This is a genomic window from Shewanella marisflavi (assembly GCF_002215585.1).
GTDB classification, from domain to species: Bacteria; Pseudomonadota; Gammaproteobacteria; order Enterobacterales; family Shewanellaceae; genus Shewanella; species Shewanella marisflavi.
The window spans coordinates 1,464,206-1,479,916 of record NZ_CP022272.1 but is presented as its reverse complement, the minus strand read 5'-3'; the positions used below and the strand labels follow the sequence as shown (position 1 = coordinate 1,479,916).

The 15,711-nt window shown below is 54.3% G+C and carries 12 protein-coding genes; 8 read left to right on the top strand and 4 right to left on the bottom strand.

The features are described from left to right. Window positions 1–167 precede the first annotated feature (167 nt). Window positions 168–1,700: a DUF3612 domain-containing protein gene (locus CFF01_RS06505; RefSeq protein ID WP_088904264.1), complete on the top strand. Its 1,533-nt coding sequence runs from the start codon at window positions 168–170 to the stop codon at window positions 1,698–1,700. Window positions 1,701–1,776: 76 nt separating this feature from the next. Here the strand turns inward: CFF01_RS06505 and gndA are convergent, their stop codons facing one another. Together gndA and CFF01_RS06495 are read right to left on the bottom strand one after the other, a co-directional pair. Then, window positions 1,777–3,318: an NADP-dependent phosphogluconate dehydrogenase gene (gene gndA, locus CFF01_RS06500; protein ID WP_088904263.1), complete on the bottom strand. Its 1,542-nt coding sequence runs from the start codon at window positions 3,316–3,318 to the stop codon at window positions 1,777–1,779. 238 nt (window positions 3,319–3,556) lie between these two features. Further along, on the bottom strand, window positions 3,557–4,036 hold the full coding sequence (locus CFF01_RS06495) for a MarR family winged helix-turn-helix transcriptional regulator (RefSeq protein ID WP_232479516.1): 480 nt from the start codon (window positions 4,034–4,036) through the stop codon (window positions 3,557–3,559). Window positions 4,037–4,260: 224 nt separating this feature from the next. Between CFF01_RS06495 and CFF01_RS06490 the strand changes: the two genes are divergently transcribed. Beyond that, window positions 4,261–5,259 carry an NADP-dependent oxidoreductase gene (locus CFF01_RS06490; protein WP_088904261.1) on the top strand — a complete coding sequence of 333 codons (999 nt, stop codon included), beginning with the start codon at window positions 4,261–4,263 and terminating at the stop codon, window positions 5,257–5,259. 250 nt (window positions 5,260–5,509) lie between these two features. On the opposite strand, the gene CFF01_RS06485 is transcribed toward CFF01_RS06490, so the two are convergent. Continuing rightward, a complete protein-coding gene (locus tag CFF01_RS06485) occupies window positions 5,510–5,701 on the bottom strand; it encodes a DUF3185 family protein (RefSeq protein WP_033537618.1) in 192 nt (63 codons plus the stop codon). A 297-nt stretch (window positions 5,702–5,998) separates the two neighbouring features. Further along, window positions 5,999–7,903, bottom strand: a complete 1,905-nt coding sequence (locus CFF01_RS06480) for a propionyl-CoA synthetase (protein ID WP_088905894.1) — start codon at window positions 7,901–7,903, stop codon at window positions 5,999–6,001. Window positions 7,904–8,470: 567 nt separating this feature from the next. Between CFF01_RS06480 and CFF01_RS06475 the strand changes: the two genes are divergently transcribed. The 6 genes from CFF01_RS06475 to CFF01_RS06450 all read left to right on the top strand — a co-directional run bounded on the left by CFF01_RS06475 (window position 8,471) and on the right by CFF01_RS06450 (window position 15,698). Further along, window positions 8,471–8,872, top strand: coding sequence for a MerR family transcriptional regulator (locus CFF01_RS06475; protein WP_033537616.1), 402 nt, complete (start codon window positions 8,471–8,473; stop codon window positions 8,870–8,872). A gap of 109 nt (window positions 8,873–8,981) precedes the next feature. Continuing rightward, window positions 8,982–10,151 (top strand): isovaleryl-CoA dehydrogenase, encoded by a 1,170-nt coding sequence (locus CFF01_RS06470; RefSeq protein WP_033537615.1) that lies wholly within the window; start codon window positions 8,982–8,984, stop codon window positions 10,149–10,151. 89 nt (window positions 10,152–10,240) lie between these two features. Next, window positions 10,241–11,848, top strand: coding sequence for a carboxyl transferase domain-containing protein (locus CFF01_RS06465; protein WP_033537614.1), 1,608 nt, complete (start codon window positions 10,241–10,243; stop codon window positions 11,846–11,848). A 50-nt stretch (window positions 11,849–11,898) separates the two neighbouring features. Continuing rightward, complete coding sequence (locus CFF01_RS06460) at window positions 11,899–12,699, top strand: enoyl-CoA hydratase-related protein (protein WP_088904260.1); 801 nt, start codon at window positions 11,899–11,901, stop codon at window positions 12,697–12,699. A gap of 57 nt (window positions 12,700–12,756) precedes the next feature. Continuing rightward, window positions 12,757–14,790 (top strand): acetyl/propionyl/methylcrotonyl-CoA carboxylase subunit alpha, encoded by a 2,034-nt coding sequence (locus CFF01_RS06455; RefSeq protein ID WP_088904259.1) that lies wholly within the window; start codon window positions 12,757–12,759, stop codon window positions 14,788–14,790. Window positions 14,791–14,792: 2 nt separating this feature from the next. After that, window positions 14,793–15,698: a hydroxymethylglutaryl-CoA lyase gene (locus CFF01_RS06450; RefSeq protein WP_088904258.1), complete on the top strand. Its 906-nt coding sequence runs from the start codon at window positions 14,793–14,795 to the stop codon at window positions 15,696–15,698. Window positions 15,699–15,711 lie beyond the last annotated feature (13 nt).

Genomic DNA, 15,711 nt, shown 5'->3' with positions numbered 1-15,711 from the left:
ATCCCTCATATTTCGTGATCGCTATGTGACTCGCTGAGGAGATATTTCCCTTACAGCTTAGTGTGACGCTCAAGGGCTAATAGATTTCCCCGATTGCTTAATTTGTAGTCTAGCCACTTTTTCATTACAATTTCACAATAGAAATTTCACAGTGTGAATTTTACAAAATGAAGACAAATAGCAGCTTGATGAGAAAGTCACATTTTCTGGGCACTAAGATACGTAACCTCAGAAAACGCAATAACCTAACCATGGAAGATCTGTCAGCCCGCTGTATTAGGGTTGATGCCGACTCAGCCCCTTCAGTCTCTTACCTGTCGATGATCGAACGCGGTAAACGCGTGCCCAGTGCAGGCATGCTGGCCGTGATTGCGGCGGTGTTTCAAAAAGAGGTCGACTGGTTTCTCGATGATGCTCCCGAGGAGCAGGCTATCACCCCAGTCAAAGGCTCCCGCGGTGGGATAAGCGGCATGGCGCTGGAACCCAGTTTTCTGTTTTCCAATGAAATTTTACAAATTGCCATCCCTGAAATGCTGTCGCAAACCGGGATCAGCGGTCGCCAGTTCGCTCACCTTTTAATTCGCGCCCATCAGGAGCATCACCAAAACCACTTTCCCGATTTAGAGCGCGCCGCCGAAGAGGTGGGCCTAAAACGCATGCCATTAAGCCTGGAGGATCTGTTGGCTATCGTGCAGCGCCTCGGTCTGGTGGTGAAATGGTTTTCCCGCGCGCCCAAGGCAATCCGCGAAGAGGCTGGAGCGACCCAACAACATATCATCACCTCCTACTTCGAGTTGCCCAACAAAATCTGTCTTAACAAGTTGCTTAACCAGCATACCCGCCGACTCAAGTATGACTTGGCGGTGCACATAGGTCATAGCGTGCTACACAACAAAGATGGCCTGAAAAGCATCATGGTGGCCGGTCGCAGCCATGGCACAAGCTTAGTGGAAGAAGCCGATCTTAGGCCTCAATCATCGACCGTCGATGCCCAGGATATACTGCACGCCTGGCGCGATTTTGAATCCAGCTTTTTCGCTGGCGCCCTGCTCTGCCCTAAGGTGCCCTTCAGGCAGCTATTGGACAGACATGGTTACGAGATAGACGTTGCCAGGTTGGTCGATGTTTCCCCCTCGGTGGCCATGCGCCGCATGACGGCGGTTTCCCCCTATAGCCACTGGCACTATTTCGATGCTTACTCCCCCGGGAAGCTTAAGGCCGTCTATCGAGGTAACGGCATTCCGCTGCCCTGGGGCAATATGCGTCAGGTGGAAGATCCCTGCCAGCACTGGGCAGTATTTAGAATGATTAACGCAACCACCCAAGGCTCATCGGCGCAAATCTCCATCTTAGATGTAGCCAACGAGCCGAAGATCTACTGCTGCGAGTCGATTCGGGTAAAGGATCTTGCCGGTAATCCCCACGTGCTGTGCGCCGGTATCGACCTCAATCCCGCCATCGAGGCCCAGGGCGGCGACGCTAATCAAGTGGCCCAACAACTCAAAGAGGCCTGTGTCGACAATGGCGGTTCATCGCCCCTCCCCAGCAATATCAAGACAGATATCAAGCGGGTGGCTAAGATCCTCAACATCAACTGGGTCGAGCGCGGTATCGACAGCGAAGCCAGGCTCATCTGCGCCCGCGGTGCCAGCTGTCCCCGTAAGCCCAGTTGTTACGAGAATGGCGGCTGTCAGGGCTAACGTCAGCCAGCGCCAAATTTAGATATAAAAAAACCGCTAACTGGTATCAGTAGCGGTTTTTTATGTTCATCAGCAATTAGAGCTTCTCAAGCGTGCGATCGCTATGACTCCAGTTGAGGTGATATTTTTCACCGGCTGGCTTATCGATACGTTCAAAGGTATGGGCGCCGAAGAAGTCACGCTGACCTTGAAGCAGATTAGCCGGCAGGGTCTCGCAGCGATAGCTATCGTAATAGGCCAGCGCCGAACCTATACAGGGTACGGGCACACCACTCATGATCGCCTTGGCCACGGCATGACGCCAATCTTGCTGCTTGGCCGATAACGCCAGACTAAAGGTCTCAGCCATCAGCAGGTTAGCGAGAGGCTGACCTGCGGTTTGTGCCTGTTGATAGGCCTGGGTGATCGATTGCAGGAAGGTAGCACGAATAATACAACCGGCACGCCATATCTTAGCAATTTCGGCAAAATCCAACTGCCAACCACGCTCCTGCGCATTCATCGCCATCAGCTGGAAGCCTTGGGCGTAACAGGCGATTTTGGCGCAATAGAGGGCATTTTCCAGCTGGTCGATAAAGACTCCGCGCTCATCTTCGCTTAAGCTCAGCGGCGCAGGACCGGCCAGCAACAGGCTCAACTGCTGGCGCTGTTGTTTCTGAGTGCTCACCGCCCGGGCGTATACGGCTTCGGCGATAGTGGGCGCCGGACAACCAATTTGCAAACTGCTCACCGCCGTCCACAGGCCAGTGCCCTTCTGCCCCGCCTTGTCTAAGATCATCTCGACCAATGGCTTGCCTGTTAAGGGATCCACCTGCGACAAGACGTCAGCACTGATCTCCATCAGATAACTGTTCAGGCTGCCCTGATTCCAGCGGGCAAAGATCTCGCCGACCTCTGCTGCACTTAACCCTAAGCCTTCGCTGAGCAGCTGATAAGCCTCACAGATCAGCTGCATATCGGCATACTCAATGCCATTGTGAACCATCTTCACATAGTGACCGGCGCCAGCCGGACCAATGTAAGTGGTACAGGGCTCGCCCTCTGTCACAGGGTTACCAGGCTCTTGACGCTCGATAGGCAAACCCGTTTGCGGGTCAACCTTGGCCGCAATCGCTTCCCAAATCGGCTTAATTCTGTCCCACGCCTTGATATCGCCGCTGGGCATCAAAGAGGGGCCAAAACGTGCCCCCATCTCACCACCTGAAACGGCGCAGCTAAAGAAGATAAATTGATCTTTATACTGGGCTTCACGGGCCACGGTATCAGTCCAAAGGCTGTTGCCGGTATCGACCACGATATCGTCGGCTTCGATACCTGCTTGAAGCAATGCATGACAGACGCCATCGACAGGCGCACCGGCCGGAACCGATAACACCAGAATGCGAGGTTTTGCGAGACTAGATAACATTTCTGAAAGATTGCTACATCCTTCAATACGTTGAGGTTTATCGGCAGGACGTTCTTTTTGCTCCTGCTCCAACAAGGCATCTATCTTGGCACTATCAAGATCGAAGGCGGCGACACGGTAATGGTTGTCGGCAATATTAAGCGCCAGATTTTTGCCCATGACGCCTAGGCCAATCACGCCAATATCGAGGAGGTCTGAGTGATTTTGCATTAGATTTTTCCCATGGGAAACAGAGACTGTCTACACCTATCTTTTATTATAGTCTGGACTATCTGAGTTAAATCATAAGCTTAAAAAAGGTTATGACGACAACTGCGAGTCACATAGTCGATAGGCACGAAATTGGTCGCGATTATACAAAAATTGGTAAGTTAATTACTAGGAAAACTCCCCGCTCACTGGCCGCATTTCAGAACAGTGTTTTCGCTTTTCACATCAAGCACCTGGACTAACCGACATTGAGATCTTGGGTCAGATTCAGACAGATCAACCTTAGCTGCTCGAGCTGCTCATCCGATGCTGTCACCTTAGCGAGCAATTGCTGCTTCAGCGCCAGGGCATCCTGTTTAAGCGCCTCACCGGCCTGAGTCACCTGAATCACCTTCTTTCGCTCATCACGGCGGTCCACATGGCGCACCACGAGTCCCTTGACCTCAAGGCGCTTCACTATGGGGGTTAAGGTGCCCAAGTCTAAACGAGTCGCTAGGGAGAGATCCGTCAGGCTGGCGTTATCTTTCAGCCACAAGGCCTGCATCGCCAGGTACTGGGGATAGGTAAGATCGCACTCTTGCAATAAGGGACGATAGGCGCGCACCAAGGCATTGGCGGCGGTATAGAGGGCAAAGCAAACGTTATCTGACAGGCATTCGCCGCCCTGTTGTAGGCTATCGCCCGCGGCGGCATCAGTTGTCACTTGTACTTCACTCATCTGCTTACTCATTATTTTTACCGTTTTTGACTCGAACTATTACTAAGGCTCTGCACTTTAGCGCCGCCAGCCACCTTAGCCTACAACTATCTTAACAAAATTGATGCAAGATACTCGGGTAATAAAACGAATTACTTTGCGCACAAAGTATTTGCATTGCGCTTAATTTGTTTGTAGAGTTTACCACAATTAGTTAGCGCGCAAAGTAAAATGAGGTTCAATCTATGCAAGCACAAGAGATACTGTTGGCCAGCCGTCCACAAGGCATGCCTACCCAAGCGAATTTCAGCCAAAAACAGATCGAGTTACCACCACTCAAAGCCGGAGAATTTTTGGTAAAAAACCTATGGATGTCGGTCGACCCCTACATGCGTGGCCGCATGATAGACAGAGAGAGCTATATCCCGCCGTTTGCCTTGGGCCAAGTATTAGAAGGCGGCGCTATTGGTGAGGTGATCGAATCTAACCATGCCGATTTCCCAGTCGGCAGCAAAGTCAGCAGCATGAAAGGCTGGCGTAGCCACTACATTACCGACGGCGCTGATCACACTCTGTTACCCGAGACCCCCTTATCTGAATCCCACTTCCTTGGGGTGTTGGGTATGCCAGGCATGACCGCCTGGACCGGCCTTAATCGCATCGCCCAGTTAAAAGAAGGCGAAACACTGTTTGTCTCAGCCGCCTCTGGCGCCGTGGGCAGTGTTGCCTGTCAGTTGGGTCTTTTGATGGGGGCCAAGGTCGTTGCGTCTGTGGGCTCAGACGAGAAAGCCGAAGCGCTCAAGGCGATGGGCATAGAGCAGGTGATCAACTATAAGCGCACCACTAACCTGAGTCAGGCACTCAAAGAGGCGGCCCCTCAAGGGGTAGATGTCTACTTTGAAAACGTCGGCGGCGAGCATTTAGCCGCAGCGCTGGATAACATGAACGACCATGGTCGTATTGCCGTGTGTGGCATGATCGCCCAGTACAATGATACCGAGCCAACTCCAGGCCCAAGCAACCTTGCCTATATCATCATGAAAAAGTTGAGAATCGAAGGCTTTATCGTGTTCGAGCACTGGCAGCACTATGGCGAGTTTACCCAGCAAATGAGTCAGTGGCTGGCAAATGGCCAAGTTAAGGCAGAGCAGACCATATATGAAGGACTGGACAATGCTCCGGCGGCCTTTATCGGCCTATTTGAAGGCAAGAACCGAGGTAAGATGCTGGTTAAACTCGCCTAACTAGCATCCTTGAAGATACTTCAAATAAACCGGCTCTATGCCGGTTTTTTTTACGATAATTGCCCTGTCTTATACTGTCAGGATTGTACTATCAGAGCCCAAAATACAGAAAAGCGGCACCAATTAGCCCGTATATAAGTTATCCAAAGGCCTAGCTTTGCTATCTAGCAGCCCAGCTTATTACTCTATCCTTCACCTTAAAAACAAAAAGCCCGCAAAAATGCAGGCTTAACCAGTCAGAGCTAAAAGATTATTTTAATTTTAATAGGCCAATCAACACACAGATGGCGCCACCAACCATACCAGCCCAAGCCTCAATGGGCGTATCGCCGTTGACCGCTCGGGTGATCTGCGAACTGGTTGAGTCATAGATGTTATACCCCCACCAGGCTAACGCTACGCCGATGACCAACAACACTATTCCTAGATACTTACTCTTCATTTTCCCCAACCTTTTGGATTAAAGTGCCATCTCAGCATACGACAGCTTAAAACCATTTATCAATGGCGATATTTAAACCGCAGGCGAAAAGCTTCTCCTTACTAAGATAAACTCACGCTACTGCTGCTGCGGCTTATACTTGAGCGCCCCTATCTCTTTACGACTCCTGTATACGAGCCTTATACAAGCAGCATTTGGCTGCAATTGATAACGCGCATCGATACCTTTAAGTTGTAAAACGAAGCCGACATTAAAAAAGGGCCCTAGGGCCCTTTTAAATCGTGAAAAACAAACACCTTAAACGTGAGCGTCGGCATAACCCATGCGGGTCAGGGCGTTGCGCACCAACTCCAGCGTGTAGGGGTCTTCGATAGTCGCCGGCATCTTGAAATCCTGGTTGTCGGCAATTTTACGCATGGTACCGCGCAGGATCTTACCCGAGCGAGTCTTGGGCAGTTTAGGCACGGCGCTCACCAGTTTAAAGGCTGCCACAGGGCCAATCTGCTCACGTACCAGGGCGATCAGCTCCTTGTAAAGCTGTTCGTCGCTGAGATCGCAGCCTTTCTTGAGCACCACTAACCCCAGTGGCACCTGTCCCTTAAGCTTGTCGTCCACCCCGATCACCGCCGCCTCGGCCACCGCCTCATGCTGACACAGCACCTCTTCGAAGCGCCCGGTCGACAAACGGTGACCGGCCACATTAATGATGTCATCGATGCGGCTCATGATATAGAGATAACCCTCTTCATCCATGTAACCGGCATCCCCTGTGAGGTAGTAACCTGGGTACATAGAGAGGTAACTCTCCTTGTAGCGCGCCTCGTTTTGCCACAGGGTCGCCAGCGTACCCGGTGGCAATGGCAACTTGATCACTACGTTACCCGACTGATCCGGCGCGACACTATCGCCCATCTCATCGAGCACCTGCACGTCATAACCTGGCACTGCCTTAGCCGGAGAACCCGCCTTAACCGGCACAGGCGCGGTCCCCATCAGGTTAGCCGCGACCGGCCAACCGGTTTCTGTCTGCCACCAATGATCGATCACCGGCTTATTGAGCTGCTGCTCGGCCCAATGCAGGGTATCCGGGTCGCAGCGCTCACCGGCGAGGAATAAAGTACCGAGACAACTAAGATCCACACCCTCAAGGTAACTGCCCTCTGGGTCATCACGTTTAATGGCGCGGATCGCTGTCGGCGCGGTAAAGAAGCTCTTTACCCCATATTTGGCAATGGTGCGCCAGAAGATGCCAGGATCTGGCGTGCCTACGGGTTTGCCCTCAAACAATACTGTGGTGGCGCCCACTAATAAGGGGCCGTAGACAATATAGGAGTGGCCAACAACCCAGCCCACGTCCGAAGCCGCCCAGAAAACATCACCCGGGTCGATATCATAGATATGCTTCATCGACCAGGCGAGTGCTACCGCATGACCGCCATTATCGCGCACCACACCTTTGGGCTGGCCTGTGGTCCCCGAGGTATACAGAATATAGAGCGGATCGGTCGCATCCACCGTCTGGCACTCGATATTGGGCGCATCGGCCACTGCGCTCTGCCAATCTATGTCGCGGCCATCGACTAATTCGGCCTGTAACTGAGGGCGGTTGAGGATCACACATTGCTCCACCTGATGGCTTGCCTGTTCGAGGGCATCATCCAGCAGCGGCTTATAGGCCACCACGCCCGATGGCTCCACGCCGCAGGAAGCGGAAAGGATCATCTTAGGCTTGGCATCGTCGATACGGGTCGCCAGCTCGTTGGCGGCAAAACCTCCGAACACCACTGAGTGAATCGCCCCTAACCGCGCACAGGCCAGCATGGCATAGGCGGTCTCTGGCACCATGGGCATATAGATGATCACCCTGTCGCCTTTGGTCACGCCCTGGCTGGCCATATAACCGGCCAGTCGGCTCACCTGGGCTTGCAGCTCGTTATAGGTGATCCCATATTCGGTGTCCGTAATCGGGCTTACATATTGAATCGCCACCTGCTCGCCGCGCCCAGCTTCAACGTGACGGTCGACCGCGTTATAACAGGTGTTGAGTTGTCCGCCGCTAAACCAGCGATACATAGGTGCCTGACTATCATCGAGTACCCGCTCGAACGCCTTGTCCCAGACTAAGGCGCCAGCGGCCTCGGCCCAAAAGGCGTTGGGATTGTCGATAGATTCCTGGTGTAACTGATTATGCAAATCCTTCATGTGATCTTCTCCGAATGACATGCGAGCGCGGCTGACGCCCGACATATCGACTTCCCCTTCCATACGATTTGGCTAATGCGCCATTGATCACATTATGGAGCCAAGTGACACTTTTCCCATTAGACCTTTGCCTAAGGAAGGTGAGACCAAGTCCCCTGTGTGCTCTGCGTCGGCTTACAGGCCTGAATGCAAGGCATGGTTCGCGGCAAATGGCCCAAATTCTTTGCAAGAAACACAACACAGCAGGCTGGCCAGTAAACTACGCCCTTCGGCGCTTTCACAGTAACCGGCTCTCTGCGTTATCTGACTTTGCCAGGCCCAGCCATGCCTTCAGTCAGACGCCTTGAACGCCAATTGCTGTGTAAGCCACTCTCTATAAAAGAGAAGGCCACTAGGACTTATTCGCAACCTCCCTAACCTAGCCCCAAAGTCAGGACTGGTGGTTATTCCACCAGTTATCACTAAGATTTTTACAGCCAAATGGGCCAATCCGACCACCAAAATCTTTACCTTTACGTAAACTTCATATATCGTGCTAGACAAGTTAATCAATATGGTATTTTTTCGATGAGCGACAAACACAGTCCACAGACCACCTACTCTATCAGCGACCTTTCAAAGGAGTTCGACATTACTACCCGTAGTATCCGCTTCTATGAAGATCAGGGGTTGTTGAAACCCAAACGCCGCGGGCAAACCCGCATCTATGGTCTGAAAGATCGTGTACGTCTCAAGCTGATCTTAAGGGGTAAACGTCTGGGATTCTCCCTCGCCGAAACCCGCCGTCTGTTTGAACTATACGACGCCGACAAGAACAGCAGTACTCAGCTACATACCATGCTGGAATTGGTGGAAGAGAAAAAATCGGCCCTGCAACAGCAGATGGACGACATCAAGGTGGTCTTGATGGAGCTCAACTCTGCCGAGCAACAGTGCCGTGCGGCACTGGAGCAGCAAGAACAAGCCTAAGGCGCCAAAAAATCCATATCGAGTTAACACAGCAACAAATTGAACACAAGCAAGGCTGGATAAACCGGCCTGATAAAAATTATAAAAATTAGACCTGTAGGATAAAACAATGACTCAACTCTACTCCTCTCTCAACTTTGGCCTAGGTGAAGATGTGGACATGCTGCGTGACGCAGTGCAAAGCTTCGCCGCCAACGAAATCGCCCCTATCGCCGCGAAAGTCGATCAGGAAAATGCCTTCCCTAACGAGCTATGGCCTGTACTGGGCGAAATGGGTCTGCTTGGGGTCACTGTGCCTGAAGAGTACGGCGGAGCAGACATGGGTTACCTGGCGCACGTGGTGGCCATGGAAGAGATCTCCCGCGCCTCCGCCTCAATTGGCCTGAGTTACGGCGCGCACTCAAACCTGTGTGTTAACCAGATCAATCGTAACGGTAATAGCGAGCAGAAGGCCAAGTACCTGCCCAAGCTAGTGAGCGGTGAGCATATCGGCGCATTGGCGATGAGCGAGCCTAACGCGGGTTCAGATGTGGTTTCTATGAAGCTGAGCGCCCGTAAAGAGGGTGACCGTTATATCCTTAACGGCAACAAGATGTGGATCACCAATGGCCCAGATGCCGACACCTATGTGATCTACGCTAAGACAGATATGGACAAGGGCCCACACGGCATCACCGCCTTCATCGTTGAGCGTGGTTTCAAGGGCTTCAGTCAAGCGCAAAAACTCGACAAGCTGGGCATGCGCGGCTCTAACACCTGTGAGTTGGTGTTCGAAGATTGCGAAGTGCCAGAAGAGAACATCCTTGGCGGCCTCAACAACGGCGTTAAGGTGCTGATGAGCGGTCTGGACTATGAGCGCGTAGTGCTTTCAGGCGGCCCGTTAGGGATCATGACCGCCTGTATGGATATCGTGGTGCCTTACATTCACGAGCGTGAGCAGTTCGGCAAGTCTATCGGTCAGTTCCAGCTGGTACAGGGAAAGCTTGCCGACATGTACACAGGCATGAACGCCGCCAAGTCTTACATCTATAACGTCGCCAAATCATGCGATCGCGGTGAGACCACACGTAAAGACGCTGCTGGTGCCATCCTCTACAGCGCGGAGCTCGCTACCAAGATGGCACTGGATGCTATCCAGCTGCTGGGCGGCAACGGCTATGTTAACGAATACGCCACGGGTCGCCTGCTGCGCGATGCCAAGCTCTATGAGATTGGCGCCGGCACCTCAGAGATCCGTCGCATGCTGATCGGCCGCGAGCTGTTCAACGAGTCGAAATAATCGAATGCGTAAAGTAGGCCGGATCCTGTCCGGCCTCGGGCGGGCAATCGCCGCTTCCCGTTCACCACAGTCTTAAAAGGAACCAAGCCGTGACGCAACTGAGCAGTCAAATCAATCCCCGCAGCGACGAGTTTAAGGCCAAGCATCAACAGATGAGCCAGGTGGTCGCCGATCTCAAATTAAAACTGTCTGAAATCGAACAAGGCGGTGGCGCCGTGGCCATGGAGCGCCATCTCTCCCGTGGCAAGCTGTCACCACGTCAACGTGTCGAGAAGTTACTGGATCCCGGCTCGCCGTTTCTGGAGATCTCCCAATTTGCCGCCTACCAGGTCTATGAAGACGTGGTACCGGCTGCGGGCATCATCGCCGGTATCGGTCGTGTCAGCGGCGTCGAGTGCATGATCATCGCCAACGACGCCACGGTAAAAGGCGGTACCTATTATCCACTGACGGTGAAGAAGCACCTTAGGGCCCAGGAGATCGCCGAGCGCTGTCACCTGCCCTGCATTTATCTGGTGGACTCAGGCGGAGCAAACCTGCCCCGCCAAGACGAGGTATTTCCCGACAGAGACCATTTCGGCCGCATCTTCTATAACCAGGCCAAGATGTCCTCAAAAGGCATTCCACAGATCGCCGTGGTGATGGGCCTGTGTACCGCTGGGGGCGCCTATGTACCCGCCATGGCCGATGAATCGATCATCGTCAAAGAGCAAGGCACCATCTTCCTCGCGGGACCACCATTAGTGAAGGCCGCGACCGGCGAAGAGGTCTCAGCCGAAGAGCTGGGCGGCGCCGAGGTGCATACTAAGATCTCAGGCGTAGCCGACCATATGGCGCAAAACGATGACCACGCCCTCGAACTGGCGCGCAAGGCAGTGACCCGACTCAATCACAACAAGCAGATCGCCAGTCAACTAAGTCCAGCTAAACCGCCTAAGTTCGATATCAATGAACTTTACGGCATAGTCGGCACGGATCTGAAGAAGCCTTTCGATGTCAAAGAGGTGATTGCCCGCATAGTGGATGATTCAGATTTCGACGAATTCAAGGCGAACTATGGCGCCACTCTGGTGTGCGGCTTTGCCCGCATTCACGGCTATCCCGTGGGCATAGTCGCCAACAACGGCATCCTATTCTCCGAGTCGGCGCAAAAAGGCGCCCACTTCATCGAGCTATGCTGCCAGCGCAAGATCCCACTACTGTTTTTGCAAAACATCACTGGCTTCATGGTGGGTAAGAAGTATGAGCACGAAGGGATCGCCAAACACGGCGCCAAGATGGTGACCGCCGTTTCCTGCGCGACCGTGCCTAAGTTCACCGTGATCATCGGCGGCTCATACGGCGCCGGTAACTACGGCATGTGCGGCCGCGCTTTCGAGCCTACCATGATGTGGATGTGGCCTAACGCGCGCATCTCTGTGATGGGCGGCGAGCAGGCGGCCGGCGTTTTGGCAACCGTACGCCGTGACGGTCTGACCCGCAAAGGGGTGGAATGGTCCGCCGAAGATGAGGCCGCCTTCCGCGCCCCTATCGTGGCTCAATATGACAAGGAGGGACATCCTTATCATGCCAGCGCCCGACTGTGGGACGATGGCATTATCGACCCGGCCCAAACCCGTGACGTGGTCGGCCTTGCCCTCTCTGCAGCGCTCAATGCGCCAATTGAGGAGACTAAGTTTGGCGTATTCCGCATGTAATGCGCCGCTTTAGTCAGCAATCGATAACGCAGAGGCAAGGGAGGATACCCATGACAAGCCAAACAATCGCACAAGAATTTAAATACTTAAGCTGCGCCCTAAGCGACGGGGTCGGCGAGATGGTGCTTGACCGCGCCGACAAACATAACGCCTTCGATGAGGTGATGATTGCCGAGATGATCGCCGCCCTCGACCTGTTCGCCAAAGATGACAACTGTCAGCTGTTGGTGCTTAAGGCCAATGGCCGTAACTTTAGCGCCGGCGCCGATCTCAACTGGATGCGCAAGCAAGCCAAGATGGATTTCGAGCAAAACTTGAGTGACGCCAACGAGCTGGCGACCCTGATGCACAAGCTGGACAAGTTCCCCAAGCCGACACTGGCCTTGGTACAAGGGGCAGCGTTTGGTGGCGCTCTGGGGCTAATCTGCGCCAGCGATATCGCCATCGCCGACAGCCGCGCCAGCTTCTGCCTGAGCGAGGTAAAACTCGGGCTTATCCCAGCGGTGATCAGCCCCTATGTGGTACGTGCCATGGGCCAGCGCGCCTCGCGCCGCTACATGCTGACCGCCGAGCGTTTCGACGCCCAAACGGCACTTAAGCTCAATGTGATCCATGAAATTAACGATGACCTCGATGCGGCCAGTGCGCCCATCGTCACGGCGCTCAAGGGCAATAGCCCTCAAGGCATGGCTTGGGTCAAGACCCTGCTGTCACGCCTGGAAGATGGTGTTATCGACCAGCAAACCCTGGCCTACACCAGCGAGCGTATCGCCCGCATTCGCGTCTCAGACGAGGGACAGGAGGGGCTAAACGCCTTCTTCGAGAAGAGAAGCCCAAGGTGGAACGCCTAATGAAGCCAGAGATCATCTTAGACCCTATTGCCCTACCAGTTCGGGGAGCACGCTAACATGTTTACCAAATTATTGATCGCCAACCGTGGCGAAATCGCCTGCAGAATCATCAAGACCGCACAGGCCATGGGTATCAAAACCGTGGCCCTCTATTCGGACGCCGACAAGGACGCCCGTCATGTGGCCATGGCCGATGAGTCCTTCTATTTAGGCGGCAGCGCCCCGAGCGAGTCTTACCTCAAGGGCGAATTAATCCTTGAAATCGCCAAGCGCAGCGGCGCCCAGGCTATCCACCCTGGCTACGGTTTCCTGTCGGAAAACGCCGACTTTGCCCGCCAGTGTGAACAAGCCGGTATCGCCTTCGTCGGACCGGGTGCCGATGCCATCGATGCCATGGGCAGCAAAAGCGCCGCCAAGATCATCATGGAAAAGGCCAATGTACCTCTGGTGCCCGGTTATCACGGCGACGACCAAAGCGACGAGGTGCTGCTCAAGGCCTCTAAAGAGATAGGTTTCCCTCAGCTAATTAAAGCTGCCTACGGCGGTGGTGGTAAGGGAATGCGTATCGTCGAGTCGGAATCTGAAGCCCTGGAGGCGATCAACTCGGCCCGCCGCGAAGCCGCCTCTTCTTTTGGCAACGACAAGCTGCTGATCGAGCGTTACCTGAGACAGCCTCGCCATGTCGAGGTGCAGGTGTTTGCCGATACTCAGGGCAACTGTATCTATCTGTCGGATCGCGACTGCTCGATTCAGCGTCGTCACCAAAAGGTGGTTGAAGAAGCTCCGGCCCCTGGCCTGTCTGACAGCCTGCGCCGCGCCATGGGTGAGGCCGCTGTGGCCGCTGCCAAGGCGATCGACTATGTGGGCGCGGGAACGGTAGAATTTTTGCTGGACACCCATGCCAGTGACGAGACCAACAGCTTCTACTTCATGGAGATGAACACCCGTCTGCAGGTAGAGCACCCTGTGACCGAGATGGTCACGGGTCAGGACTTGGTCAAATGGCAGCTGATGGTCGCCAGCGGCAGCGAGCTGCCACTGAGCCAGGAGGATGTGCGCATTCACGGCCACTCCTTCGAGGTACGTATCTACGCCGAAGATCCGCAAAACGAGTTCCTGCCCGCCAGCGGTAAGCTCAATTTCCTACGTGAACCCGAGCAGAACCGCTATGTGCGCATCGATTCCGGTATCCGCGAAAACGATGTGATCAGTAACTTTTACGACCCTATGATCGCCAAGCTGATCGTCTGGGACGAGTCGCGCCCCCGCGCCCTGCAGCGCTTGGTGCATGCCCTGGAGTCGTACCAGATCAGCGGCCTCAAGCACAACATAGAATTTTTGGCTAACATCGCCGAACACCAGGCCTTTGGCCAGGGCGATTTCAGCACAGACTTCATCGAGCGTTATGGCGACACCCTGATTGGCGCGAACTTGGATGGTGACAACAGCCATGAGCTGAATGGCGCCCTGGCCTTCGCCGCGCTCTATCACCTGTGCGCACAGAAAGAGCAGGCCAAGCTCACAGCGACCAACAGCCAGGATCCCTACTCTCCTTGGGGTCAGGTCAGCGGCTTTAGGCTCAACCGCAGCGGCATGCATCAGCTATCCCTGCTAGACGATGAACATGAGATCCAGCATCTGACCCTGAGTCAGGTTGGCGATTGCTACTACCTGAACCTTAACGATCAGCAGCTGACACTGAGCGGCGAACTCAAGCAAGATCTGCTGCACGCCGAGATCAACGGCCACAAGAGCAAGATCCCCGTCAGCCGTGAAGGCGACGATTTCACCCTCTTCCTGCCGAGCGGCAGCTACCACTTCCGCGCCCTGCAAACCGAGGTGATTGAAGATCAAGCCAGCAGCGAAGACAAGCTCAAGGCGCCGATGAACGGCACTATCGTCACTCACCTGGTCGAAGTGGGCGATGAGGTCGAGGCGGGTCAAGGCCTGATGGTGATGGAAGCAATGAAGATGGAATACACCATAGAGGCACCGTTTGACGGCAAAGTCGCTGCCTTCTTCTTCCAGCCAGGCGAGTTGGTGAGCGACGGCGCCCTGCTGCTCGAAGTCACTGCGAAAGAGGACGCTTAATCATGTCCGCGACGTACAGCTATCCAAGCAAGATCAGCATCTTCGAGGTCGGCGCCCGCGACGGCCTGCAAAACGAGAAGGCGGTGACCACAGCCGACAAGCTAGCTCTAATTGACCAACTGGGCGAAGCGGGCCTAACCCGTATCGAAGCTGGCAGTTTCGTCTCCCCCAAGTGGGTGCCGCAGATGGCCGACTCTGGCGAGATCTTCCGCCAGCTCAGTAAACGCCCAGGCGTTGTCTACAGCGCCCTGACTCCTAACCTTAAGGGACTGGAACTTGCGCTTGACGCCGGGGCTGACGAGGTCGCTATCTTCGGCGCAGCGTCACAGAGCTTCAGCCTGCGCAACATCAACTGCTCTATCGAGGCGTCGATCGAGCGCTTCATCCCCGTAATGGAGGCGGCTCAGGCAAAACAGATCCCGGTGCGCGGCTATGTCTCCTGCGTGCTGGGCTGTCCCTACGAGGGCGAGATACAGGTAGAGGAAGTGGCTCGCGTGGCAGAAATCCTTTACAAAATGGGCTGCTACGAGATCTCTCTGGGTGACACCATAGGCGTTGGCACCCCCTTAAATGCCCGTAGAATGGTGGAAGCGGTCGCGCAAAAGGTGCCGGTGGAGAAACTGGCACTACACTTTCATGACACCTATGGCCAGGCGCTCGCCAATATTCTCGCCTGCCTGGAGACCGGCGTCAGTGTCATCGACAGCTCGGTGGCAGGGCTTGGCGGCTGCCCTTATGCCAAAGGCGCATCGGGCAACCTGGCCACCGAAGATCTGGTCTATATGCTCCACGGTATGGGAATAGACACAGGGATAGATCTTAATGCGCTGATCAAGGCAGGTAACAGTATCAGCCAGGCACTGGGCAGAGTCAGCGGTGCCAAGGTCGCACGCGCGTTAACAGAATAACAGGGCTGGGCTC